The sequence below is a fragment of the Chitinophaga sancti genome (assembly GCF_034424315.1).
In the GTDB taxonomy this organism is placed as follows: Bacteria; Bacteroidota; Bacteroidia; order Chitinophagales; family Chitinophagaceae; genus Chitinophaga; species Chitinophaga sancti.
Genome location: NZ_CP139972.1, coordinates 3,136,098 through 3,161,865 on the forward strand (window position 1 = coordinate 3,136,098; position 25,768 = coordinate 3,161,865).

Here is a 25,768-nt window from a genome sequence, read left to right on the forward strand (position 1 = left end):
CATTATTTTAACTCACTAAGTTCCTGTTATTTACCTGTACAACAGCACCCGCTTTTACAGTGAATGTGTCGTCAAATACATTTACTGTTATATCTCCTCCTTCCTTATTCTCTATAACAACGCGATGCTTGTCAATCTCAACTTTCAATATATTCTTTCTGAAACGAATACTGAATGCAAAGGATTGCCAGCTTTCCGGCAGGAAAGGTGTAAACCGCAATTGGCCATCACGCACACGCATACCTGCAAATCCTTCTACCACACTCATCCAGGTTCCCGCCATTGATGTAATGTGCAGACCATCTTCCGTATCATTGTTATAATCATCCAGGTCCAGACGTGATGTGCGCAGGTAAAACTCATAGGCTCTCTCACCATCTCCCAGTTTGGCGGCCAGGATCGCATGGATACAAGGTGACAATGAGCTTTCATGCACCGTACGTGGCTCATAAAAATCAAAGTTCCTCCGCAGGGTATCCATATCAAACCTGTCTTCCAGGAAATAAAATCCTTGCAATACATCGGCCTGTTTGATAAAGCAACTCCTCAGAATTCTATCCCAGCTCCATTTCTGATTCAATGGTCTTTGTACAGGATCCAGGTCTTTTACAAGGATCTGCTCCTTATCCAGGTAATTATCCTGCTGCAGGAAGATACCGCGCCCGGCATCTTCAGGATAGTACATGTTATCTATAATATGTTGCCATTGTGCCACTTCGGTACCAGCATCAAACGCAGTCTTTTTGATGATTGCATCTGTTGAATGTGCCAGCGCTTCAATGGTGTATTGCAAACACCAGGTTGCCATGGTACTGGTATACCAGTTGTTGTTGACATTGTTCTCGTACTCATTAGGCCCCGTTACCCCCAGCATCACATATTGCTGGCGGGCCTCACTCCAGTTCACTCTTTGTGCCCAGAAGCGCGCAATACCAATTAATACTTCCAGGCCATATTCAGCCAGGTAGGCTGTATCTCCTGTATAACGGATGTAATTGTAGATTGCAAAAGCTATCGCCGCATTCCTGTGAATTTCTTCAAAAGTGATCTCCCACTCATTGTGACATTCTTCACCGTTCATGGTCACCATCGGATACAAGGCAGCACCTTTATTAAACCCTAATTTACCAGCATTTTCTATCGCTTTATCCAACTGGTTATAACGATATACCAACAGGTTTCTTGCTACCTGCTGCTCAGCAGTGGCCAGGTAAAAAGGTATGCAGTAGGCTTCTGTATCCCAATAAGTAGATCCACCATATTTCTCACCGGTAAACCCTTTAGGGCCAATATTCAAACGGGCATCTTCTCCCGTATAAGTCTGATTCAGCTGGAAGATATTGAAACGGATCCCCTGTTGTGCGGCAGCATCTCCTGTTATCATAATATCACTCTCCTCCCACTTGGCAGCCCAGGCAGCAGCCTGCTCTTCCTGTAATTTCTCAAAACCTTTTGCAGCAACGGCAACTACTACTTTCTGACATTCAGCCAGCAAATCAGCACGTGAATGATTCTCTGAACTCAGGTTAGCGGCATATTTAACAATCACTGTTTCCTGATTACGCGTCACCGCCACACTCACTTTACCTCCTACAAACTTATCTTTTTCCACCGCTGTAACGGCTGATGCCAATTGGTTGCCCGCCTGATATACATGGAACTGCATGCCTGTACATACATCAAAGCCAGTCTTCCTGGTACGCAATGTCAGGTATGCACTATTTCCCTTTGTACTTCCTGCTACCAGCTCCCAGAATCCCTCATCGTAGTTAGAGTCCTGGTTTCTGATCCCACCATCTATAAATGAAGTAATTTCAATTTGTCCATCAAAGTTCAGCGGGGTAATACTATAACGCAATGCTCCCGCCTCATCATCTACAATACTACAAAAACGGGTAGCACGAACCGCAAGCTGTTTGCCTGAAGCTAATGTAGCTGTAAAGGTACGCTCCAGGTAACCCTCTTTCATATTCAATACACGACGGAAATCGCTCACAGTCGCATGATGTAAATCCAGTACTTCCCCTTCAATGCGAATCTCCAGTCCGATCCAGTTCGCAGCATTCAATACCTTGGCAAAATATTCAGGATAACCATTCTTCCACCAACCCACACGCGTCTTATCAGGATAATAAATCCCTGCCACATAGCTACCCTGCAAAGTTTCACCTGAATACGTCTCTTCAAAATTACCACGCTGCCCCATTCTGCCATTGCCCAAACTGAAGATACTTTCTGAGATTTTGTTGTAACCCGGTACAAATCCCTCTTCGATGATATTCCACTCATCGACTTTTATATACTGCTTCATGATTATAATTCTTTTAATCGCTGGAGGCTCATGTCTCCAAGTCCGCTGACAATGATATCTGCAGCACCTAATACATCTGCTGCACCTATTCCAACTACTTTCATGCCTCCTGCTCTTGCAGCCTGTATGCCAGCCACTGCATCTTCGAACACCACACAATATGCAGGATCTGCCTGCAATGCGGATGCCCCTTTCAGGAACACTTCAGGGTCCGGTTTGCTCGCCGTCACAGCATTACCATCCACCACTACATCAAACAATGGAGCCAATCCAACCCTTTCCAGAATAGTTCCCGCATTCTTACTCGCTGAACCCAATGCCGTTTTTATACCGGCTTTCCGCAGACTTTCCAGGAACGCCCCTGCTCCCGGCAATACTTCATCCGGTTGCATATGACGGATCATATCTACATACCATTCATTCTTACGGGCTGCCTGTACGGCCTGCTCTTCTGCAGATAGTCTGACCCCGCCGATTTCAAGAATAATTTCCAGAGAGCGGGTACGACTCAGGCCTTTGAGTAATTCATTTTGTTCCTCTGTGAAGTCGAAACCCAGCTCATTAGCCAGCCTTTTCCAGGCTTTATAGTGATATTTTGCTGTGTCTACGATCACCCCATCCAGGTCAAAAATACATGCGTCTATTCTGTCCATATCATCCGTTTAAGTTGGTTTCTCAGCGAGCCAGTTCCAGTACCAGTGTAGTTGTAGCCGGTACCTGCAGGCTATCTGAAAGGCTATAGGTTTTTTCGGTAACTATATCGCGCGCGTTAGAAAATCCGTTGGTTCTCTCTTTAAATCTTTTCACATCAATAGTGACAGGATCAGTGTTTGGATTCAGTATGATCATCACTGTCTTATCAGCATTGTATCTAAAGTAGGTGTATACATTATTTTGAGGAATGTATTGCATCAGTTTACCTGTTTGTACCACAGGATTGTTCTTTCTGTAGTTCGCCAGCTTCTGCACATAATCATGCAGTTCATTTTCTTCTTCATTACGGCCTGCTGCGGTAAACTTATTTACCTTATCATTCTTCCAGCCACCCTTGAAATCTTCACGTACCAATCCATCAGGTGCACTGAAATTCTTCATACCAATTTCATTGCCGTAATACAACTGGGGAATACCACGGGTAGTCAGCAGCCACGCCAGCGCAGCTTTGTATTTACCCTTGTTCTCTCCTATTACAGAGTAGAAACGGCTCAGGTCATGGTTATCCAGGAATACGACATTACGCATCGGATCCTGGTACTGGTAATCTGATGCCAGTGTAGTATATAACTTCACCGCACCATCATCCCAGGCAGCTTTATCATTCATGGCACCAGTGATGGCCCAGAGTGAATTGAAATCTGTCAAACCCGGTAATTCTGTATTCAAATGCTGGTTCACTGTTTTACCCTGTGTAAAGTATACCTGGTCCGCAACACCTTTTACCCATACTTCACCGAAAAAGGTGAATGTTGGATAAGCATCTTTGATTGCCTTACCCCAGGTAGCCATAAACTGGCCATCATTGTAAGGATAAGTATCCAGGCGGAATGCATCCACACCCGCATACTCGATCCACCAGATATGGCTTTGTGTAAAATAATTGTATACAAAAGGATTGCTCTGATCCAGGTCCGGCATGTGATTATCAAACCAGCCATTGGTCATGATATCCTTGTCATATTGAGATGCATAAGGGTCAAAGTCAGGCTGTGCCCTGAAACTGGAGCGGGTAAACTCAGGCCACTGGTGTACCCAGCTTTTCATCGGCATGTCTTTCATGATCCAGTGCTGGCTGCCAATGTGGTTATGCACCAGGTCCATGACTAATTTCATACCGCGTTTGTGCAGACTATCAGCCAGTGTTTTGTACAATTCATTGGTACCATAGCGGGGATCTGTACGGAATTGTTCCGTAGCAGCGTAACCGTGGTAAGATGCCTGAGGCTGATCGTTAGTGATCATAGGTGTCATCCACAAAGCTGTGACACCCAGATCCTGTACGTAGCCAAGGTGATTGATGATACCTTGTATATCACCACCATGGCGGTAATACATAGAATCTCTGTTCAGGGTTGTTTCCTGCATACCTTTGACCACATCATTGGTAGAGTCCCCGTTTGCGAAGCGATCTGGCATAATAAGATATATCAGATCGCCCGCAGTGAGGCCCTGAGCTTTTGTGCCAGTGTTCCTGGCTCTCAGTTCATAAGCAAAAACCAGATCCTTGCTGCCTTTCTTTTGAAATTTGATCGGGAATGTACCCGGAGCAGTAGAAGGATCAATATTAAGATCAAGAAACAGGTAGTTCGGGTTTTCCACTTTATTCACCTTCAGGAGTGTAACCCCGGGATATTCCAGTTTGACGTCTCTTTCTGCGATCTTATTACCATGTACTATCAGTTGTAAAAAGGGCTGTTGCATTTTCACCCACCAGTTAGCAGGTTCAATACGCTCCAGGCTGGGAATTTGTGCCATTGATGTACCTGCCATCAGGAGGAACACCGTGATCCACCGAATCTGTTTCATGCTGTTATTCTATTATTGAGCTTTGAGAGAATATGTATAGTTGCCCGGGTTGCCTAAATTCATTGTAATGATATAAGTTCCTGCTGCATCTACTGTAATAGCACCGGTTGTACCAGCTGCCAGTGTACCATTGTTGCTGACATCACTCAGGGCAATCGCGTCTGCATCATTAGCTCTGAAATAGAAGGTACCTTTGGCCAGTGTTGCTGTAACAGACCATACCCCGTTATTATAAGTCATTGCTGCATCTGAACCACCAGATACCGCACTACCATAAATACTCCAGGTTGTCTTGGTCATAGTATATTTAAGCTGGTTCAGATCTGCTGTGAGGCGATAATAACCAGCAGCTGCAACAGCGATGTTACCACCATTGGTTACTAATGATCCACTGCCTGCATCCCCGTAGTTCAGATCCCAGCTCTTGGCTTTCGTGATCTTAAATTCGGCAGCACCTGTTAAATTCATATAGCCTTCGTAGGTGCCATCATTCTTAACAGATGCGATACTATCCAGGCCTGCATTATCAAATGACCAGCCTTCATAACCACCAGGTAAGTAGAGGTAGGTATATACCTTAGGAACATAGTAAGGAGTAACAGTCAGGGAGATGCTATCTGAATACACTTCATCTCCTACCGCATCCACCGCAGCTTTTATACGGATCACAAGATTATGTTCACGACCAGCTGCCAGGCCCAGGTTATTGATGACCTGGTTCAAACCTGCTACTGTATATGCTTTCGTCAGGGTACCTGTACCGATGGTCACATCAGTGGCATGCTTAAACCCATTGCCTTTCTCATCTATCTGCAGATAATAAGTCACGATAGATTTGTAGCCCCAATCCTCAGACGCGGTCCAGGTATAAGTAACTGCCGCTTTGGAAGCATCTGCTTCCGTAAATACAAATACGGAATCAGTCGCTTTAAATGCAGGCTTAGTGCCGCTCTTCACCTGTGTATCGCTGTCTTCCTTTTTACAGGAAAACAAGGCAAGCATACTAAGGCTGAGGATGTATATATAATTGAAACGGAACTTCATGATAGAAAAGTTTTAATTAGTAACCACTGTTCTGTTTGAGATTAGGATTAGCCACCAGCTCTGTAGCAGGGATCGGATACAGTGTACGGAAATCTCCTACCGCTGCACCAGCAGCTACACCGCCTTTCCATGGCCATACATAAGTACCGCCGGTGAACAAGCCATAACGGATCAGGTCTGTTCTGCGATGACCTTCCCAGTAGAATTCACGGCCTCTTTCATCCAGGATGAATTGCAGGGTGAGCTGAGCACTGGTAATATCGCCGCTGGCATCGCCATAGGCTCTTTCACGAACCTTGTTTACAAAGTTCACCGCTTCAGAAATATTACCACCGGTACCACCTCTCAATACAGCTTCTGCATAGGTCAGATATGCCTCTGGTAGGCGGAACAGTGGGAAGTCTGTATCTACGAATGAAGCACTTGAACCGCTACCACCTGTAGATGTTTTGTTACTCCATTTGGTTACAGCATAACCATCGGTGAATGTTCCCAGATCATTGATCTCAAGTTTCTGTCCGCTGGTATAGAACATTGCACGGCTATCAGTAGCACCTGTTACATCAGGGAATAATTTCACCAATGCACTGGTAGTACGTAAACCAGCCCATGCACTGCTTACACCGGCATTGGCAGGCGTCATTGTACCACCTAATGATGCACAAACCAGGTAAGTAGTACCACCATAAGTCTGTGTTCTGGCACCGTCATAATTGGCGCTGAGCAGGAACTCGTTTTTAGCGGTAGTGTTGTTATCTGCCTTGAACAGGTTAGCATAATCAGGAACCAGTGAGAACCCTGCATTGATCACTTTGGAACTATAGGTGATCGCATCTGTATAACGGTCTGTACCGGTATAAACTCCTGCATTCAGGTACAACCTGGATAAGAGCATCCAAACGCAAGCCTTATCTGCACGACCATATTCATTCGTTCCCGGATCTGCCAGCAGGCTTTCCAGGGCTTTCAGTTCTGATTCTATATAGGTGAACAACTGTGCACGGGTAACCTGGTTAGGATAGTAGTAGGATACCTGGTTGCTATCAGTAGCAAAAGGTACATTTCCAAACATATCCATCGCATGATAATAGCTGAGTGCACGCAGGAATCTTGCTTCATTTCTGAAGGTCTTAGCCGTTTCTGCATCGGCGCCAGTGATACCATTGCTGCCCAGTTTAGCATCAGAGGTCTGACGGATAAACTCATTACACTGGGAGATCTGGTAGAAGAGACGGGCAAACATAGCGGTGATGAAGTTGTCATCAGCCGTCCAGTTCATTTTATGGAAGTTCTGAACAGTACCATCATTCCATCCCATTACAGTTTCGTCAGTAGGTAATTCCTGCATCTGGAAATAAGCACGGATGTAGTTGGAAGTACCTTCGTCAATTCCACTGATATCGGCACTACCGGTAGGCCCGGTTTGCCCCGTAGTAGCCAGGCCTGCATACAGCTTAGCCAGGATACTTTTGTAATTACTGAATTTTGTATATACGCTGGCCGTAGTTTCTTCCGTAATTGGATTTCGGTCCAGGTCTTTTGTACAAGCTGCCAGGCCTCCAATCATCACAGCGGCAAGCATTGTATTATATATTAATTTCCTGATCATAACGTTCCGGTTTATGAATTAAAAATCAAGATTTACGCCCAGGGAATACACACGTGGACGTGGATAGAACCTATTATCTATACCGCTGAACACTTCCGGATCCTGACCACTGTATTTGGTGATCACGAATACGTTCTGTACGTTGGCGTTCACTCTTACACCAAGTTTCTGATGCCATACACGGCCAAAATCATAGGCCAGGTTCAGGTAATCCATCCGCACAAATGAACCATTCTCTACATAGTAGTCAGACCAGTATTGTGGGTTGGCAAAACTTGTTTTCAACACACTGGAAGACATGTTTGCCAGGAAAGCCGCATTCTGGAAAGACTTGTAGTTACCGAAGTTGGAAGCCTGGTTATTGTAAACGTAGTTACCGATGTTACTACGCAGGCTGAAACCAAGTGTCCACTGTTTGTAATTGAAGTTTGAATTGAAGCTCAGGAACAAGGTTGGATTTGGTGATTTGTAACGGTATTTATCTGCCGCAGTAATAGCACCATCACCGTTTCTGTCTTCATATAAACCTTCAATAGGTTTGCCATTCTTATCGTAGATCTGTTTGTATACGTAGAAAGAATTGATTGCATAACCAGTTGAATTGATCTGGATCGTATTACCAGTACCACCGTCGATGCCGCCTGTTGCGAAACCTACCGCTGTATCACTCTTCACTTTGGAGAGAGACAGGATCTTGTTGTGGTTGTAAGTAATGTTAAAACCAGCATTCCAGGTGAAGTCTTTCGTTGCAATAGGAGTTGCATTGATAATGAATTCCACCCCCCTGTTTTCCAGGCTACCTACATTCGTGAACAATGTATTCGTCAGGTTAGTACCTGCAGGCGCTGTAACGGTTGCCAGCAGATCGCTGGTTTTCTTGTAGTAGAAATCCAGGCTACCGTTGATCCTGTTATTAAGGAAACCGTAATCCATTGCGATGTTGTAAGTCGCAGTCTGTTCCCACTTAATGTTCTGGTCATAACCAGCTGCACGCAATGTGTGATAATAAGCATTCCCCAGTTGGTAAGAAGAAGCCGCATCACCCCATGTATAACGGGATACAGCAGCATAATCCTGCCCTATATCTTCCTGACCGGTTACACCATAACCCAGTCTCAGTTTCAGATCAGACAGTACTTTTGAATTCTTCAGGAAATTCTCATCTTTAATTTTCCATGCCAGTGCTACAGAAGGGAAATTACCCCAGTGTTTCTGGAAGCGGGAAGTACCATCACGACGCAGGGTAGCTGTCAGCATATACTTCTCGTTGAATGTATAATTCAAACGACCGAAGAAGGAAACCAGTGTATGCTGTGATTTGCTATAGTTACCTGCCGCAGTGGTAGTATCGCCGGAGCCATCCAGTGTTGCAAATGCTGGTGTGGTGGTGATGAAATCCTGGTAAGAATAACCGGCAGTTGCGCTGATAGCGCTCTTAATCGCCTTTAATGATTTATTATAGTTCAGGTAGAAATCGAAGAGTTTGTCTTGCTTTTCCTGTTCGTAGTGATGGAAAGAACCACCCTTACCATTGTAATAAGACAATGCTGCATAAGCAGGAATATTCGTGTTGCCGGTACCTTTAGAATAATCATAACCCAGGTTCATATTCGCGTGCAGTTCTGGCAGGAAATGGAACTTGTAGTCGAACTGTAAGTTGCCGATACTTCTCTTCACAGTAGATGCATCATTCTTCAGTTTCAGCATACCCAGCGGGTTTCTTGTAGCGAGGGCAAACAGCGCATTATTTTGCATCCACTCATAATAACCACCGTAATTGTCATTACCGGAATAAACTGGTTTGGTAGGATCAAAAGCCATAGCGGAATTGATCGCTCCCTGATCAGCAAAACGATTGTCTGCTACAGATCCTTTCAGGTTCAGGTTTATTTTCAGGTGGTCGTCGAAAAGACTTGGAGAGAGATTTACTGCACCGGAAGTTCTTTTCAGGTTAGAAGTTTTAAGGATCCCATCCTGGTAAAGATTACCGATAGAAACACGGTACGGCAATTTCTTCCAGGAACCACTGATGCTCAGGTTATTGTCTGTGCTCAGTGCTGACTGGTAAATTTGTTTCTGCCAGTCTGTATTATCAGTACCCAGCATGGCAATTTGCCCGTCAGTACCATGTGCTTTTACGATATCAGTAAATTCTGCTGCGGATAATACAGGAGAAAAACTCGTTGCTTTAGACACCGCATTGTTAGTGGTGAAAGCCAGTTTCAATTTATCGCCTGCACGACCTTTCTTGGTAGTAATGATCACCACACCATTGGATGCACGGGAACCATAGATCGCGGTTGCAGATGCATCTTTCAATACGGAGAATGATTCGATATCATTCGGATTCACCATTGCGAGTGCATTGGAAGAACCGCTCACATTACCATTTTCAACAGGTACCCCATCAATTACAACCAGCGGATCGTTGGTGGCATTCAGAGATGCACCACCACGTACACGGATTGTACTACCACTACCCGGTGCACCACCATTGGAGGTGATCAGTACACCCGGTACTTTACCAGTGATAAGTTGTTCAGGAGAAGAGGCCGGGCCTTTGTTAAAATCTTTCGTAGTTACGAGTGCGATAGATCCGGTAAGGTCGCTTTTCTTTTGCGTACCATAACCGATCACCACTACTTCGCTTAATCCTTTGGTATCAGTTTTCAGTTGAATGTTGAGATCTACATTGCCGCTTCCAACAGTGATGGCTTTTTCTACAGCTTCAAAGCCTGCCATTCTCGCTACCAGTACATAATTACCGGCACTTATACCATGGATAGTGTAATGACCTACACTGTCTGCAACTGCATTCTTGCTGCTACCTTTCAGGAAAAGGATGGTTCCGGGTACCGGACTGTTTGTGTCGTCCGTAACGGATCCGCTGATACTTCCTGACTGGGCGTATACGCCTAATGTGATCAGGATAAAACACAACAGCAGCGCTAACCGGGTAAAGTGTGTTCGTTTCATTTAACGTTTCATTTTAAAGACAAGGAATTACTGTTACGCTACTGCCTACGCAGCGCGTTTAATGAAAAGACAAGAAAATAGCTGTAGAATTCCTTAAGAGAATTCAGGCTTTATTTCATTGTTGTAAATGGGAAGGGATAAATGTTGTTGTTTGTCCAATAGCAGGTCCCAGTCCCCCTTTTTCTGTCCGTAAGTTCTAAGTTGAAAACATAATGTGTCAGTGTTGAACATTTCCGGGAACGTTCCCGGAACGTGGAATAAAAATGATTTATGCCGCTAAATTATGTATTTTTTTGTTTTTCCTAACATTTTGTTTCATTTTTTTTCTTTTGCTTACATTTTTGCAGATGAAAGACGTGGAATGAGCTTGGAACCCAATATGATATGATTGTTCTGAGGAGGGATTCCCTCCAGTACTTTGAACAACATTTCTGCAGCATGTGTGCCCAGATCGTAGGCCGGTTGGGTAATTGTGGATAGCGCAGGATTGAGTAGAGAGGCAATTTCCAGGCTGGAAAAACTGACCACTTTCACATCCCCTGGAATATTGATACCCAGGTCGTGGCAAACGTAATAACTTGAAATAGCCAAACGCTCTACAGCAGTGAATAGCCCGTCAGGACGTTCATTTACCAGGAAATCTGTCAGGATATGATAGTTCTTGTCATAATCATTGCTGCAATCCACCACCAGCTGCTCCTGGAAAGGGATACCTGCATCCTGCAGGGCATCTTTGTAACCCTGCATACGGATATTACCGATGGACATACTTTTATTAATTACCAGGAAGGCGACCTTCCGGCAACCAGCTTCTATCAGGTGACGGGTAGCGGAGAAAGCACTCGCATAGTCATCCGTAGTCACTTTAGGTACGTCTATATCATCGTACACCCTATCGAAAAATACAAGGGGAATCTGTTTGTTGCCCGTCGTCTTCAGGTAACGATGGTCATTGGCCTCTCCTGAGGCAGACATAATGATACCATCTACACGGCCATTGTACAGCTTTTCGACGAACATTACTTCTTTATCGTAGTCATCATCGGTAAGGTAGATCAATGTATAATAATCTTTTTCCCTTGCTACACGTTCTATGCCATGGATGGCCTGGGAGAAGAAGTTATTGGCAATTTCCGGTACAATGATGGCAATCGTATTGCTTCGCTTATCCCGCAAGTTACTGGCATGGTGGTTTGGCTGGTAGTTGAATTCCTTGGCCGCAGCCAGAATTCTTGCCTTAGTTTCCGGATTAATATCGCTGTTACCTCTAAATGCCCTTGAAACAGTAGACGTGGATAGGTTGAGCTTTTCTGCTAATCGTTTTATATCAACACGCTCCATAAACGGTGGTTTTTGAACCCAAGGGCAGCAAGGTAGAGAAAATAGTGGAATTCGAAAAACGCTTAATTATTATGCACCCAGGTAAAGATGATGCCGCAGCATAATATGAGGGATAAAACCCGAATGAGGGAAATCCAGATTAATTTCTTCCCGTCGCTCCTACTGACCACAATCATCCCCCCACCTAACCAATGTGTTTGCCCACCCCATTTCCACAACATACATTTGAATCGATCAATAAAAGACAAAAACGTCTTTTATTATACAACCCGATAAGAAGCTCAAACACTTATACCATGACAAGACTCAAATCTCTAATCATTGCAATCCTCAGTGCATGCCTGCTGAACGCCTGTTCCAGCTCCACACCTGAACAAACTAAAACACCTTCCACGGATATAAAAGTCGTTGGTGAAAGCATCGCTGAACTCACCTCTCCCCCACTGGTTCCTAAACCCGTTGGCAACAGGGAAGCGACCAAACTCATTGTGAACATGGAAATTGTAGAGAAAGAAGGTACTATGGCCGATGGTGTAAAATACCTTTACTGGACTTTCAACGGCACCGTGCCCGGTAGCTTTATCCGTACCCGTGTGGGCGACGAAGTGGAATTTCACCTGAAAAACCACCCTAACAATAAACTGCCACACAACATCGACCTCCATGCCGTAACCGGTACTGGTGGCGGTGCAGCCTCCTCCTTCGTAGCCCCCGGCCATGAAGTGACCTTCTCTTTCAAGGTACTGAACCCTGGCCTTTTCGTATACCATTGTGCGACAGCTCCCGTTGCCATGCACATTGCCAATGGTATGTATGGCCTGATCCTCGTAGAACCTGAAGGAGGCCTACCTCCCGTTGATAAAGAATATTATATCATGCAGGGCGACTTCTATACTAAAGGTAAAAACGGCGATCCCGGTCTGCAACCTTTCGATATGCAGAAAGCCATCGACGAACGCCCTGACTACGTGGTTTTCAACGGCCGTGTAGGTTCCCTCACCGGCGATCATTCACTGAAGGCAAAAGTTGGTGAAACCGTACGCCTCTTCGTTGGTAATGGTGGACCTAACATGGTGTCTTCCTTCCACGTGATCGGCGAGATCTTCGACCATGTAAATGTAGAAGGTGGTGACCTCGTTAATCACAACGTACAAACCACTTTAATTCCTGCCGGTGGCGCATCTATCGTAGACTTCAAGTGCGAAGTACCCGGTACCTTCGTAATCGTAGACCACTCCATTACACGTACCTTCAACAAAGGTTCCCTGGGTATGCTCACTGTTACCGGCGATGAGAATAAACAAATCTATTCCGGCAAACAAACAGAAGGTATCTATCAACCTGAAGGCAGTACAATTCAGAATATGCCCGGTGAAAAAGCACCTGATGCTCCCAAAGCAGCCTCTTACGACGAGAGAGTAGCCCTGGGTAAATCTGTCTTTGCTAAAACATGCCTGGCCTGCCACCAGGAAAATGGTCAGGGTATTCCAAACGCTTTCCCTCCACTCGCAAAATCTGATTTCCTGAATGCCGATGTAAACAGGGCAATTGGTGTTGTGCTGCATGGCAAGACTGGTGAAGTCGTAGTGAATGGTGCGAAATTCAATGGCGTAATGCCCGCCCAGGTGCTGAGTGATGAAGAAATTGCCAATGTGCTGACCTTCGTTTACTCCAGCTGGGGCAATAAGAAACAGGAAATTAAACCAGCAATGGTAGCTGCTCAAAGAGGTAAATAATGAAAACGATCCTCCTTTTTACTACCGGCATCTGCTTCGCCGTATCCTGCACCCGCGTTCCGGCACAGGAAGAAGGAACGACGCCTCTCGCTCAGATAGCACTGGCTCCTGTAGCTGATACCGTAAAGATGGCGGAAGTGAAAAGCGGCGTTTATACACCTTTCTTTGGTAAAAAAGATACGACGATATTGGTACGGGGATTCATGATGGACGTGGTTCCCGTTACCAATCGCCGTTTCCTGGAATTTGTGAAACATAATCCGCAATGGCGGCGCTCACAGGTAAAACACATCTATGCAGAAGCAAATTACCTGGTGAACTGGGCAAACGATACCACACTTTCCCCCGCTATGGATCCTGAAGCACCCGTTACAAACATCTCCTGGTTTGCCGCCAAAGCCTACTGCGATGCCGCAGGCAAATCACTGCCCACTGTAGACCAGTGGGAATACGCCGCCATGGCCGATAAAACATCAGCCGATGCACGAAACAAAACAACTTATAATAAAGACATTCTTAGCTGGTACGAAAAACCCAATACTGCCGGTAACCGTGTGCATCAGACACCTGAAAATGTATGGGGAATAGCAGACCTGCATGGACTGGTGTGGGAATGGACTGCTGATTTTAATGAAGTGATGTTATCAGGCGAGTCCAGGAAAGATGTGTCAAACGATGCAGCGAAATTCTGTGGTAGTGGCTCCGTGGGCGCCACCGACCTGATGAACTATGCTGCCTTTATGCGATATGCTTTTCGTGGAAGCCTGAAAGCGAATTACTGCGTACAGAATCAGGGATTCAGAGCTGTTAAAAACCTGTAATTATGAAAAGGATGATCTGCTTACTGTTTGCATTTTGCATGGCATGTAAGCAACCTCAAACTAAAATCTCAGATAAATCGATCTTTAATCTGACTTCCACCTGGCATACAGAAGAAGGGAAATCCATTCAGCTAAAAGACCTGAAAGGAAAAGTGCTGGTGATGGTCATGATCTATACATCCTGCAAGGTGGCCTGCCCCCGCTTAGTTGCTGATATGCAGGACATTCGCAAAAAGGTGGGCAGCAACGATAAAGTACAATATGTACTCGTAAGCATCGATCCTGAAACCGATACGCCTCAAAGGCTAAAAGCATTTGCAATTTCAAAAGAGATGGATGGCGATGAATGGACCTTTCTGCAGGGCAACCCGGAAACAGTTCGTGAATTCGCTAATGTGTTGTCAGTTAAATACAAAGAGATTTCTCCGATGGATTTCTCTCATTCAAATATTATCAGCGTCTTCAGCTCCGGAGGTGACCTGTTACATCAACAGGAAGGCCTGGGTGTCAATAACAAGGAGACAATTGCTGCGATCTTACAGGCAGCCAACCATTAACCGAAGAGGTTGTATCACAAGTAAAATTACCCGGATGTAATTCGGGTAGCTGATGGCAGGATTTTTCTCAATGCCTTCATATTACTTTTGATATAACCTCCTTCTTTTTATTAAGGATATTAGTCTTTTAATTTATATTTATTTGTAAATTGAGCCTCTATATAGCGAATTATTAAGGGACAATTAATTATTGTTAACACTAACCCGAACTATAAATACCCAATTATGGCTATCAATTTACAGAAAGGACAACGGATTAACATAGGATTAAACAAGATCACTATCGGTTTAGGTTGGGACCCAAATGACGGAACCGGATATGCTTTCGACCTCGATGCCTCTGCATTTATGTTGGATGACAAACGCCTGATTCCAACCGAAGGTTTCTTCGTGTTTTATGGTAACCCTGATTCGGAAGACACTGCCTTACACCACTCGGGCGATGACCCTACCGGCGGCAACAGCGATGGCGGTGATGATGAAAGTATCAGGGTAGACCTCTCCTTAGTTGATAACCGGGTTCAGGAAATTCTGTTTGTTGTGACCATTCACGAAGCCCAGCAGCGTAGACAAACCTTTGGCCAGGTGCGCAACTCCTACATCCGCATTGTCGATGATGCAAACGGTCAGGAAATAGCCAAGTACGAATTAGGAGAAGACTTCTCCATCGAAACAGCTGTGGAATTCGGACGCTTGTACAAGCGGAATGATCAGTGGAAATTTGAAGCATCCGGCATTGGCTACAGGGAAGACCTCGCTTTCTTCCTCTCCCGGCATTTCAAGGGACAAATTATTAAATAATCCATATGGCTATCAACCTACAAAAAGGTCAAACCATTGACCTTAGAAAAAATGATCGTGGAGATGCGATACACGATCTTTCTACTGTAACGATTGGATTGGGATGGGATGTAAAAAAACAGGAAAGCGGCTTCTTCGGCAAGCTTTTCGGCAGCAGCCAGGATGCAGAATATGACCTGGATGCCATTGCCTTTCTCCTGGATGCAAATGGTAAAGTGGCGAACTTAGGGAAAACCATGCGTACCAATGATGGCAGAAATGTTGGACTCCATGAAGGTGACGTTATCTTCTTCAACTCCATGCGTCATCCCTCAGGTCACATCTGGCTCACGGGCGATAACCGGACCGGTGCCGGCGATGGCGATGATGAACAGATCATCGTAAAGCTCAACGCTCTCGATCAGCGGTATCAGCGCATCGTATTCGTGGTGTCTATCTACCAGGGGCAACGCAATAACCAGCACTTCGGCCTGATCGAAAATGCATTCATCAGGGCAGTAGACACCAATGGTAAAGAAATCACCAAATACAGTCTCTCCGGCGATGCATCGCTGAATGGCATGTGCTCTATGGTCTTTGCCGAGGTATACCGGAAAGATGATAGCTGGAAATTCAGAGCCCTCGGCGAACCTTATCAAACTGATAGCTTTGTTGAAGTCCTGAAAAAATACATGTAAACCATGACACGTTTACCCGTGTATTTACTGATAGATACCTCCGGATCTATACTCACTCTTATGTCCGGACCGAATATTGTAACCTGAAAATTAGTTGAATCGACTATGAGAAGACTACCCGTTTATCTGCTGCTGGATACATCCGGATCTATGAACGGTGAACCCATACAGGCATTGAACAATGCACTGAGTGGAATGATCGCAAACCTGCGCTCAGATCCATTAGCTATGGAAACCCTTTGGATCAGTATTATCACCTTCGATAAAGAAGTAAAAGAAATATTGCCACTCACAGATCTTCCCTCCTACAATGTGCGGGAAATCACCTGCCCGGAGAGCGGCCCTACGCATACAGGACAAGCCCTTAAGTTTGTCTACGAAAAAGTAAAGCAGGAACTGCGCAAAGCCACGGATACACAGAAAGGCGACTGGCGCCCCCTGCTCTTTATATTTACTGACGGTAATCCAAATGACCTGTACCTGTACCAGGAAATGATTCCACTTATAAAATCACTGAACTTCGCATCTATCGTAGGTTGCGCAGCAGGCAGGTTATCAAATGACGAGTTCCTGAAAGAACTCTGTGATGTAACCGTTCACCTGGATGTTGCAGATAGCACTACCCTGAAAAGCTTCTTTAAATGGGTATCAGAAACCATTGAGCAGGGCAACAAAAGCATGGGCACCACAGATACAATTGATCTGCCGCCCCCGCCTGACGAGATTCATTTTGTTATTTAAACTGATTGTATGCGAAGACTACCTATATACTTCCTGATTGACGTTTCTGAGTCAATGGTAGGAGAACCTATTTCACAGGTGGAAGAAGGAATTTCCACCATTATCCAGGCATTAAAAACTGATCCTACTGCTATTGAAACAGTTTGGATCTCTATTATAGCATTTGCCGGTAAAGCAAAAACTATCCTGCCCCTGCAGGATATCATCAGTTTCTACCCGCCTAAATATCCTATTGGTAGCGGCACATCGCTCAGCAATGGTCTGCAGCACCTGATGAAGGAACTGGATAGTAACGTCAGGAAAACGACCCCAACTTCCAAAGGTGACTGGAAACCGATCATCTTCTTATTTACAGATGGTGTACCGACTGACAATACAGATGCTGTGATCACTGAATGGAAACAGCGATGGCAACGCTCCGTCAACCTCGTTGCTGTATCCTTTGGCAGTGAAGCGAATGCCGGTGTCTTAGCACAACTCACAGAGCATGTATTGTTCTTCAAAAATGCCAACATCGATTCTTACAAATACTTCTTTAAATGGGTAACGGCTTCTATTACTACCAGTAGCGTGAATATTGAAAGTAATGGTTCCGGCCTGGAACTGGAAAAACTCGATAATGACTGGCTGTCTAAAATAGACATTTCCAAGAGCGCCCCTGTTGCGCAGCTGGTGGATGATAACTATGTAGTTTTACTCGCAAGGTGCCAGCAATCCAGCCGCCATTACCTTATCAAATACCGGAAGAGTATTGGCAATAATATCTGGGGAGGCATGAACCTCGAAACCCGTTCCTATTTGCAGGTAGGGGCCTTTCCATTAAAGGATGATTATTTTGAATTGTCTGATGCCGCCGCAGGGAACCATAAAATCAATACGGCTGAATTAGTAGGTGCTCCTACCTGCCCTTGTTGCAGTAACCAGTTTGCACTGGCACAATGTAGCTGTGGAAATATCCATTGTATCGGGTATGAAGAAATGAATACCTGTCCGTGGTGCGGCAAAACATCCAGGTACATTGTGGTCGAAGAAGGCGGTGGATTTGATGTAAACCGTACACAGGGCTAGCTTATGGATTATACGATTAAGAACAGGATTAACGATATTCTCACTGCACATATCAGTTTTCCAAACGGGAGTGTGAACAAGCAGTACAAAGCGTTGCTGGACCTGGAGAAATGGAATATGGCTGATATTACATTACTGGAATGGAATGGCCTGGAAGAAATTGGCCTGGTGTATAACGAAGAAAACAACACGATCGAAGGGATCCCCACAGAAAGCGGTGATCATAAAATTAAACTCGTATTTAGTGTTGCTGATTCACCTAAGCAGGTGAAGGTGATTAACCTGATTATAAATCCTGATCCAAGGTCAATGTGGAAGGATCTGCCAAGTGATGTAAAAGACCCTTATTGGAAACAGGATGATGTACATACTGCGGGGCCGCTGTATGGCAAACACGCGATTGCAGCCTCTAAGCGTGGTCGTTCACATAAGAATACAGGTGCTTTCAGGGATGATCATTTTGAACTGGCACTTAATATTAAAAACAACTGGTCGGTAGTTGCAGTAGCGGATGGTGCGGGTAGTAGCCCTTTTTCAAGGCAAGGTGCCAGGATAGCCTGTGAAGAAACCATACGTTTTTTTCAACAGTATTTTGAAGAAAACCGGGAACAGGAACTGGAGGAAATAGCTGCTTCAGACCGGGAAAAGATCAACCTTGTTGCCGGGCAACACATGTACCAGGCCATAAAGCATGTATACGAACAAATAAATGCAGAAGCTGAAAAACATGCTGCAGCAAATCCTGCACTGTTCAACGATAAGCGCAAATCAATACTGGAATACTATCATACTACTTTAATCTTTGTCGCATTCAAAAAGTTTGATTTTGGTTACCTGATCCTGTCTTTTGGTGTAGGCGATTGCCCGATTGTTTTACTCCATCATGATGAAGCGCAATTACTGAATCAACTGGATGTGGGTGAATTTGGTGGCGGTACCCGCTTTATCACCCAACCGGAAATATTCCACTCAAAAGAGATCCCGGTCACATCAAGATTTAAGGTCACCATCCTGCCGGATTTCTCTTATCTGTTCTTAATGACAGATGGTATCTATGATCCTAAATTCGAAGTAGTATACAACCTGCAAAATGCTGCTCACTGGCAACAATTCATGCAGGACCTGGATGGAAATAATGAAGAAAAAGTAAAGATAGATTTCAAAGGAGACTGTAGGGAAGCTGCCCGCAGTTTATTTGATTGGATGGATTTCTGGAGCCCGGGCAATCATGATGACCGGACAATGGTAATAATATACTAGGCTATGGCTGTAAAAACTGTGCATTCGGTAATCAATCCCGGTAAGACTTATCAATACGTTGATAACGGTGACCCCATGAAAGGCGGCATGAAAGATGTTTTTTTCAGTCCTGACAAATCGTACGTAGTGGCTATTTACAGAACGGAGCCGGATCATCATTCCAAAGAGCGGCTCCGGAAGATCGTTACACAATACTACGACAGTTTCTTTAACAAGGAAGGTGGCAACTATTACAAAGACCTGTACAGCTGGCCTGTGGATGTAGTGGAAACAGATAAGAAGACCGGCATCATTGTACCTGTATACAATAGCAATTTCTTTTTCAGGAAAGGATATGCAAATAATGACCTGCTAAAAGGGAGGGAGAAAGAAGGCAAATGGTTTGCCAGTGCCAGGTTCAGATCACCTAAATCAAGAACGAAACTGGATGATTCAGAACTGGGTGACTGGCTCAGTTATTTCCAGGTAGCTGTCAACATTGCCAGGGGCGTAAAGCGCCTGCATGCCGCTGGATTAGCACATTCTGACCTGTCTTACAAAAATGTACTGATAGACCCGGTAAGTAAAACTGCAGCTATTATCGACATTGATGGTTTGGTTGTACCTAATTTATACCCGCCCGATGTATTGGGAACAGCCGATTTTATTGCCCCGGAAGTGCTGGCGACCAAACACCTGGATAAAAATGATCCTGCCCGCAAACTTCCGAACCGGCTAACAGATTTGCATGCACTGGCAGTATTGATTTATATGTACCTTTTTTACAGGCACCCGCTGCGCGGAGGTAATTATTTTGGCCCGGTAGAATCAGAAAAAGAAGAAGAACTCTTAATGGGTGAAAAAGCATTGTTCATTGAGCACCCGACTGACAGCAGTAACCGGAATTTTATACGGGAATATGGCGATAACATGGCAATCTATTATCCATGGACCGACCTGGATAAAACACCTTATACCATGGCGGGTCCTTACCTGAAAGAACTCTTTGACCAGGCCTTTATCAAAGGCCTGCATGATCCCGTACAGCGGCCGACTGCCGATGCCTGGGAGCAGGCACTCATCAAGACCAATGACCTGAAACTGAAATGTGCAAATGCTGCCTGTAATCAGAAATGGTTCATCTATAATAATACCAAACACACCTGTTGCCCTTTCTGCGGTACGCCGTACAATGCGGGTATCCCCGTACTGGATCTATATTACCAGTTCAAACCAACGGTATGGAAACCGGATAATTTAAGGCTGGTGGTGTATCACAATGCGACTTTGCATTACTGGCATGTGAACAGGAATATTTTAAGAAATGAACGACTGAGCAATAGCCTGAAAGAAAGAGTGGGTTATTTTTCCTATCATAACGGCCAATGGTTATTTGTGAACGAAAGACTGACGGGTGCAAAAGATATAACACGAGGGCAGGATATTGAGATAGGGGCGGCTGTGATATTGGAAGATGGGATCAAGCTGTTATTGTCAAAAGAGGAAGGAGGAAGGATAGTAACGATCGCATTTGCAAATAATTGATGAAATGAAATATATCTTTCCTGTAGCCGCCATTTTATTTCTATCGCTATTTTTTTTGCTGCGTAGGATACTTTTTCTACGCCAGGGCTAACAGCAGGAAACTCCAAATTGAAACCTGGAAAAAGCGGGTGTCGGCGCAGCAAATTTCAGTTTCCGGCCAGGCAATTTAATGTACATCCGGGCACATCATCTTACTTTCTGCATACATATTTGTATGACCATATTTTTTCTTCAACACATCCAGGTAATGTGAATGATATGGAGCATCATCCCCGGCCAAATTATACTTATAAATCGGCAAATCACTATACTTTCTCTCCCGCACATAGTCTGCCCTGTCCTTATCACATACACTCATCATCAGCAATACTTTCGCACACAATTCCTTTTGCCCCTGTCCATTTGCCAAAGCTTTCCGGTACATACACATTGCGGCCTCACATTTGTAATAGTTAGCCTGGTGCCTCCTGTTCAGCTCATTATGATCATATTCCTGCCAACCCGGTCTATAATCGTAATCACCACTACGACCGTATCCTTTGCCATAATTAGCCAGCATCCAGCAGCGGCCACCAAAAGAGATATTATACAATGCATTCCCCATCCGATAATACAAGACAGCATTTTGTGGGGCCAGCTTTAAACTATCCCTTAATAAAACAATATCTTTCAAAATGGCCCGTTTACTGGCAATAGTATAAGATGCATGCTTCAACTTTTCACCAGGAACCAAAAAATCCGCGCTGCCTATATACTTATGAGTGAGGTACGCACTATATTCATAATTATCTCTCCAGAAATATTTGTCCATACGCTCTGCTACCATAAGCGCCTCCTCAAATCTTTGCTGTCTTACCAGCAAACTAAGTTGCACATCCCGGTAAAAATCTTCCGGTGCCCATACTTTGGGCATAATAAATTTCTCAAAAGCAGTGTGCTGTTTTGAACGCTTAAATGCCAGTAACCGCTCCAGGTCTTCCGGTGTAGCATGCTGATCAAAATAAGCGATCTTACGATAACTTATTTTCGTTGTATCATCATCCAGTGTCCAGCCATAATACCCATTCACCAACACGTTGGCTTTCTGGAATAACAATCCTGCTGTAACAATGTCCTGCTGCTTTTCATATTGCCGGCTCAGTAGCAGTAGCAAATATGAAAATCCATTTTCTACCAGATCTTCATCGTATTCAGATTCAAATTCGGGTTTACTTACACTAGCTCCCAGCTTGATGAGCTCATTCAGTTGTGCACCAAAAACATTCTTCACCGAATCGCTTTTAATATCCGCTATGTGCATGGATGCTAAGATATCTTCCGTGATCCATTGCCGCCGGAATAATATATTATTGCGGGTATCCAGGTTTTTCAAACAGGCTGCCGCCTTTGCATACTCACCGTCCATATTATACAGATGTGCCACTGCCAGCGCATATAAAATATGGTTGCTATCTGCCTTTGACACGATACTTTCCAGGTAGCCTCTTACAATGCGCAGGTAAGCCAGGTCATTCCTCCGGTTCTTTTGGGCATAATATTCATAAGTGGTGTCCGGCGTCGTGTAATCTGACCTGTTCCTCTTCATTTCATATTCATTCACCTTCAACCTGGAATTAAAACCAAGTACTGCAGGGCTCATCAACCAGTCTTCCACCTTATTTACTTCTCTTACTACCAGCATGGGTAAATACTTGCTCCGGGGGGCTATCCCGTGCAGGGCCTGGATCACCGGAAGTGCCCTGCCCGGGTTCTTCAATCCCCGGATGAACCAGGCTACAGGAATGTTTGGTTCCCGCTGGAGTAAGGTATCGAGATCTTTCCCCCGGAGCTTGTTGTATATAAATGCTTTCTTCTCCTCACTCCTTTCAAAAGTTTCGCAAAGCAATTTTGTAGCCATTAAAGGATTATGCTGCATATTGGCATAATAGAGCAGGCCCCAGTCCGCTACAATCGTAGCATGCCCTTTCAGGTACCTGTCGTAAAAAGGAACCAGGGAATCCCGCTCCCTTCTACCAGCTCCGTAATACATCAGTTTTTCCAGCTGGAATGCGTACCGCTCCTTCAAAAACGTATTTGTAGTTTTGGCAAATGCCTGTTTCCCGGCACTGTACAAAATTTCCGCTTGCTCCTGCCCCCCATTATCATCGCCCGTTTGCCAGGGATCGTAGTCACCAAACTGGCTAAACTCCACTTGTTTTGCAAATGCCATATAATCCAGGAATGATAGATTGGCAGGTTTCAACAAGGCCTGTAAAAAGGAATTTCCCTTGCTGTTTTCCCATGCGTGATGGCGATAGGCATACAAAAAGTCATCTGGCGCCATTTCATACTGGATATTATAAATGTCAGTCAGCCTGCCACCCAGCTCTTGCTGCCACTCCCGGCAATTGCGCTGGTAATCCTTTTTCTGTGGATCACCATCCCTCAGTACATTCAAATGATAATTATAGTTCAGATCCCCCAAGCCCGGGAACCGGGATAACTGCGGTTCAAACATCACGAAGCGATAATCGTCCACCGCGTTTTCCGGCCCGCAGCTCCATGTAGGCATCCAGGGGATAAACAGCAATAAAAGGATACTAATAATCTGCAAAAGTCTTTTGTATGATGTTTTCATATGCAGCAATTGAAGCAGCGTCCCAGTGATAAAATGCAATATGTCTGTAATCAGGTACCTTTCTCATCGCCAGGGCTATGGCGGATTTTAGGGTAGCAGAGTCGGGCTGCTCTTTTCGGACCAGGTCCCCTTCTCTGAAAAAGCGGCCATCCAGCGTAGTATCCCTGCTGATCAGGCCTTTTGAATCAATGACTCCCGACTTGATCAGCACATCTCCTTCATCCACAATGCCTTTGAATTTATCCCCCCGAAACCAGGCATACCAGCCAAAAATGGGAAAAGCCACATCCAGGGGTAGTGAATAGTGTGTACCAACCAGGTAGGAGCTCAGTACCTTTTTGTCAAAGATGGAATTGATAGTACTGAGTTTATCGATGCGGTCCATATTATAGCACATCAGCATCCCCCTGTCAACCGGCGGAACACCCATTTTCCTGTAGTATTTATAAGGATAAAGCCGAATTGTAGCGGAAAGTTCATTTTCCTTGTTGAGTGCCTTAAATGCCCTTAAAAAATGGAAATACTTGTCCTTTGTACCCGGGGTCCAATCACAGTCAATCTGTATTTCTTTGTGCAGGGAGACTCTTCTGGCAATGATCTTTGGTTTTTCCACCTGCCAGTTTGTTCCATACTGGTAATCAGCACCGGCGGCAGACTCCTCAAAATGAGCGGTCATATCCCGGATCTTGTCCGAGATCCTGCCTGCCAGCCATTCCACGCTATCTTCCGGCATGATGTCAAAAGTGCGGTTAGTGATAAACACCACCGGGCAATAACTCCCCTTCAAAAAAGGAACAATATTGTAATAATAATAACGGCTTGCCCTGGGTACCGGCATCCCCCGGGCCTCACTCCAGTCTACGTCGAAGTAATGAATATAAAAATGTGCTACCTGTAGCTGTTTGATCAATGCAGTATCGCTATCAGAAATGCCCTGTTCTTCAAATTTCCAATAATAAAAGGCATGAGAACCCGGTTTGGGTTGATGGCTACAACCCAGCAAAAAAGGTAACAACAAAAAGAGGTAACGCATGAAAAGGAATTGCTCTATAAAGGTAGAATTCCCTTTAATATCAATGGTGGGTAGAATTCAAATTCACACAAAATGGTGATTACTTCATCCTGTTCAATCCGTTCATCACGCCGGCAATGTCCTTCATTACCCTCCTGGTCTTATCCGCGTTCCCTTCTGCTTCTGCAAACGAGTTCCTTAATACCAGCAGGCTATCCATAATACTTGTAGAGCAGGTTCCATACTTTCCAAGGATGGTGAACACTTCATCCAGTTGCGGCGCAGCATAGCTATGAATCCTGAATGTATAAGGCGGGTCCAGAAAGTATAATTTGATCTCCGCCATCCGCACAGTGTCCGTATTATTCATTTTCATGCTGCAAAGGTACGACAAATAAAAAAACTGGCAGGGATGATTCCTGCCAGTTTGCCAAAATCCATATTGCGCGCGCAATATGTCCAATTGCTTAAAAATCTTCCTTTTTCTCAGTTTTTCAATGCCTGTTTCAGCCGTGGGAATAAAAAAAATCAATTTGAAGATAAAGTTGGCGACAAGTCTATTAAAATTGATCGTATAGCTACAATCTTAATATATCTGTTGCCAAATGCCCGGATAGTCAATCACATATCCTTCCTTATCTACAATTAACTCGGAAATGTAGCCGGAGTCTTCATTTTCATACTTGTAGATCTGGTTACCCTTGTTCAGGTACCGCTGCTTCACCGTTTTAACAACACCATGTCTTACATCTACATACACTACCCTGATGTCCTGCCCCTCTCCTTTCGTGAGCTGCAGCCTGTTGATAGGCAATGTGTTGGTAAAAGGTGTAAAAGAGATATCAACATCCACACAGCCATCAAAAGCTTGGAGATGCTCTCCCTTTTCATTTAACCATTGTTGTAATTCGTTCTTGTACAACTCAATGGTATAATTCTGCTCAGACATTACGTCAATGAATACAGCCTGTGCCTCCCAACGTGGATTGAGTGTGAGCGTATACCTTACCTGCCAGGGCTTTTCGTAGCCCTCGCCGGTAATATATCCTTTGACGGTAGTCATCTCCCCCTTTTCAATACTGACAAATTCAGTCATATTGAGCCTACTGTTTTTCCAAACTTTTATCTTTTGCATATCTTAATTTATGAA

Annotated in this window: 20 protein-coding genes; 9 read left to right on the forward strand and 11 right to left on the reverse strand. The window is 44.6% G+C overall.

What is annotated here, in order from left to right; all coding sequences use genetic code 11:
• Positions 1 to 7 precede the first annotated feature (7 nt).
• The 7 genes from U0033_RS11880 to U0033_RS11910 form a co-directional block, all read right to left on the reverse strand.
• Positions 8 to 2,311 (reverse strand): glycoside hydrolase family 65 protein, encoded by a 2,304-nt coding sequence (locus tag U0033_RS11880; RefSeq protein ID WP_072361395.1) that lies wholly within the window; start codon positions 2,309 to 2,311, stop codon positions 8 to 10.
• A gap of 2 nt (positions 2,312 to 2,313) precedes the next feature.
• Positions 2,314 to 2,964, reverse strand: coding sequence for a beta-phosphoglucomutase (gene pgmB, locus U0033_RS11885; RefSeq protein ID WP_072361392.1), 651 nt, complete (start codon positions 2,962 to 2,964; stop codon positions 2,314 to 2,316).
• 22 nt (positions 2,965 to 2,986) lie between these two features.
• Positions 2,987 to 4,834, reverse strand: coding sequence for a glycoside hydrolase family 13 protein (locus tag U0033_RS11890; RefSeq protein WP_072361389.1), 1,848 nt, complete (start codon positions 4,832 to 4,834; stop codon positions 2,987 to 2,989).
• Positions 4,835 to 4,846: 12 nt separating this feature from the next.
• Positions 4,847 to 5,878, reverse strand: a complete 1,032-nt coding sequence (locus tag U0033_RS11895; RefSeq protein ID WP_072361386.1) for a SusE domain-containing protein — start codon at positions 5,876 to 5,878, stop codon at positions 4,847 to 4,849.
• 16 nt (positions 5,879 to 5,894) lie between these two features.
• The gene (locus U0033_RS11900; protein WP_072361383.1) at positions 5,895 to 7,487 is read right to left on the reverse strand and encodes a RagB/SusD family nutrient uptake outer membrane protein; all 1,593 of its coding nucleotides are present in this window, start codon (positions 7,485 to 7,487) and stop codon (positions 5,895 to 5,897) included.
• 18 nt (positions 7,488 to 7,505) lie between these two features.
• Positions 7,506 to 10,463 (reverse strand): SusC/RagA family TonB-linked outer membrane protein, encoded by a 2,958-nt coding sequence (locus U0033_RS11905; RefSeq protein WP_072361380.1) that lies wholly within the window; start codon positions 10,461 to 10,463, stop codon positions 7,506 to 7,508.
• Between the two features lie 333 nt (positions 10,464 to 10,796).
• Entirely contained in the window at positions 10,797 to 11,804 is a 1,008-nt protein-coding gene (locus U0033_RS11910) for a LacI family DNA-binding transcriptional regulator (RefSeq protein WP_072361377.1), read from the reverse strand.
• A 296-nt stretch (positions 11,805 to 12,100) separates the two neighbouring features.
• On the opposite strand from U0033_RS11910, the gene nirK reads away from it, so the two are divergent.
• From nirK to U0033_RS11955, 9 genes are all read left to right on the forward strand, one after another.
• Positions 12,101 to 13,540 carry a copper-containing nitrite reductase gene (nirK, locus tag U0033_RS11915; RefSeq protein WP_072361374.1) on the forward strand — a complete coding sequence of 480 codons (1,440 nt, stop codon included), beginning with the start codon at positions 12,101 to 12,103 and terminating at the stop codon, positions 13,538 to 13,540.
• Positions 13,540 to 14,361, forward strand: coding sequence for a formylglycine-generating enzyme family protein (locus U0033_RS11920; RefSeq protein WP_218164030.1), 822 nt, complete (start codon positions 13,540 to 13,542; stop codon positions 14,359 to 14,361). Before nirK ends, U0033_RS11920 begins: the two co-directional genes overlap by 1 nt.
• A gap of 2 nt (positions 14,362 to 14,363) precedes the next feature.
• Entirely contained in the window at positions 14,364 to 14,918 is a 555-nt protein-coding gene (locus tag U0033_RS11925) for an SCO family protein (RefSeq protein ID WP_072361371.1), read from the forward strand.
• Positions 14,919 to 15,143: 225 nt separating this feature from the next.
• On the forward strand, positions 15,144 to 15,719 hold the full coding sequence (locus tag U0033_RS11930) for a TerD family protein (RefSeq protein ID WP_072361368.1): 576 nt from the start codon (positions 15,144 to 15,146) through the stop codon (positions 15,717 to 15,719).
• Positions 15,720 to 15,724: 5 nt separating this feature from the next.
• Complete coding sequence (locus U0033_RS11935; protein ID WP_072361365.1) at positions 15,725 to 16,396, forward strand: TerD family protein; 672 nt, start codon at positions 15,725 to 15,727, stop codon at positions 16,394 to 16,396.
• A 105-nt stretch (positions 16,397 to 16,501) separates the two neighbouring features.
• Positions 16,502 to 17,137: a vWA domain-containing protein gene (locus U0033_RS11940; protein ID WP_072361362.1), complete on the forward strand. Its 636-nt coding sequence runs from the start codon at positions 16,502 to 16,504 to the stop codon at positions 17,135 to 17,137.
• A 9-nt stretch (positions 17,138 to 17,146) separates the two neighbouring features.
• A complete protein-coding gene (locus U0033_RS11945) occupies positions 17,147 to 18,205 on the forward strand; it encodes a TerY-C metal binding domain-containing protein (protein ID WP_072361360.1) in 1,059 nt (352 codons plus the stop codon).
• 3 nt (positions 18,206 to 18,208) lie between these two features.
• Positions 18,209 to 19,465 (forward strand): PP2C family serine/threonine-protein phosphatase, encoded by a 1,257-nt coding sequence (locus U0033_RS11950; protein WP_072361357.1) that lies wholly within the window; start codon positions 18,209 to 18,211, stop codon positions 19,463 to 19,465.
• Positions 19,466 to 19,468: 3 nt separating this feature from the next.
• On the forward strand, positions 19,469 to 20,989 hold the full coding sequence (locus U0033_RS11955) for a helix-hairpin-helix domain-containing protein (RefSeq protein ID WP_072361354.1): 1,521 nt from the start codon (positions 19,469 to 19,471) through the stop codon (positions 20,987 to 20,989).
• A 166-nt stretch (positions 20,990 to 21,155) separates the two neighbouring features.
• On the opposite strand, the gene U0033_RS11960 is transcribed toward U0033_RS11955, so the two are convergent.
• The 4 genes from U0033_RS11960 to U0033_RS11975 form a co-directional block, all read right to left on the reverse strand.
• Complete coding sequence (locus tag U0033_RS11960; protein WP_072361352.1) at positions 21,156 to 23,606, reverse strand: hypothetical protein; 2,451 nt, start codon at positions 23,604 to 23,606, stop codon at positions 21,156 to 21,158.
• Positions 23,569 to 24,639, reverse strand: a complete 1,071-nt coding sequence (locus tag U0033_RS11965) for a hypothetical protein (protein WP_072361348.1) — start codon at positions 24,637 to 24,639, stop codon at positions 23,569 to 23,571. Before U0033_RS11965 ends, U0033_RS11960 begins: the two co-directional genes overlap by 38 nt.
• A 79-nt stretch (positions 24,640 to 24,718) precedes the next feature.
• A complete protein-coding gene (locus U0033_RS11970) occupies positions 24,719 to 24,994 on the reverse strand; it encodes a hypothetical protein (RefSeq protein WP_072361345.1) in 276 nt (91 codons plus the stop codon).
• Positions 24,995 to 25,204: 210 nt separating this feature from the next.
• Positions 25,205 to 25,753: a putative glycolipid-binding domain-containing protein gene (locus U0033_RS11975; RefSeq protein WP_072361342.1), complete on the reverse strand. Its 549-nt coding sequence runs from the start codon at positions 25,751 to 25,753 to the stop codon at positions 25,205 to 25,207.
• Positions 25,754 to 25,768: the final 15 nt, after the last annotated feature.